The 368-nt window shown below is 36.4% G+C and carries 1 protein-coding gene; it reads right to left on the reverse strand.

The window, feature by feature from the left end; translation table 11 throughout:
- On the reverse strand, positions 1-362 hold a 362-nt coding region (locus DWW52_RS20765; protein ID WP_149949214.1), incomplete at its 3' end, for an Imm21 family immunity protein.
- Positions 363-368: the final 6 nt, after the last annotated feature.

Below are 368 nucleotides of genomic sequence, written 5' to 3' on the forward strand. Positions count from 1 at the left end.
GCTTCACAATAGGGAGACAAAGAATCAAATAGGACTAATTCAGTAGAATCCCATTTTACTTCAACTTCTTCTATCGGTTCTGCCCCAGTTACTATATCATTCTCCAGAAGTTTTTCCACCGTTAGATAATCGGGAGCATACTTCCAACGAATTATTAAAATTGCTCCATCTTTATTTACTATGCGTGTAGCCATCGGTTCATCTCCCATTACCAATAAGACATGATTGTCTATATAGATTTTCCCCAAGTAATCTGTTACGCTACATATAGCATTGTAGTTTTCTTGACCCTTCCATTGATGGGCATATTGTTGCTCAACAATGACAAATGGGCTTCCTGATGTTTCAATCCAATTATTCATATTTTT

The organism is Odoribacter sp. AF15-53 (assembly GCF_003479425.1).
Taxonomy (GTDB): Bacteria; Bacteroidota; Bacteroidia; order Bacteroidales; family Marinifilaceae; genus Butyricimonas.